Genomic DNA, 242 nt, shown 5'->3' with positions numbered 1-242 from the left:
CTGGCCGGCGAACCGCTGAAGCAAACGCTGGTGGACGCGCTCTACGAACAACCCACCGTCGAGCACGTCTACGACCTCTATGGCCCGTCGGAAGACACCACCTATTCCACCTGGACCCGCCGCACCGCCGGCGGCTCGGCCAACATCGGCCGCCCGCTGAACCACACCGCCAGCTACGTGCTGGACGCCGACCTGCAACCGGTGCCGCAAGGCGTTTCGGCCGAGCTGTACCTGGCTGGCGC

The 242-nt window shown here is 68.2% G+C and carries 1 protein-coding gene; it reads left to right on the top strand.

The features are described from left to right. Positions 1–242 (top strand): AMP-binding protein (locus NTD84_RS08455; RefSeq protein WP_262164695.1); only part of this gene is annotated, 242 nt, incomplete at both ends.

The organism is Pseudomonas sp. 14P_8.1_Bac3 (assembly GCF_025466085.1).
Lineage (GTDB): Bacteria > Pseudomonadota > Gammaproteobacteria > Pseudomonadales > Pseudomonadaceae > Aquipseudomonas.
This window is presented reverse-complemented; position numbering and strand designations above follow the sequence as displayed.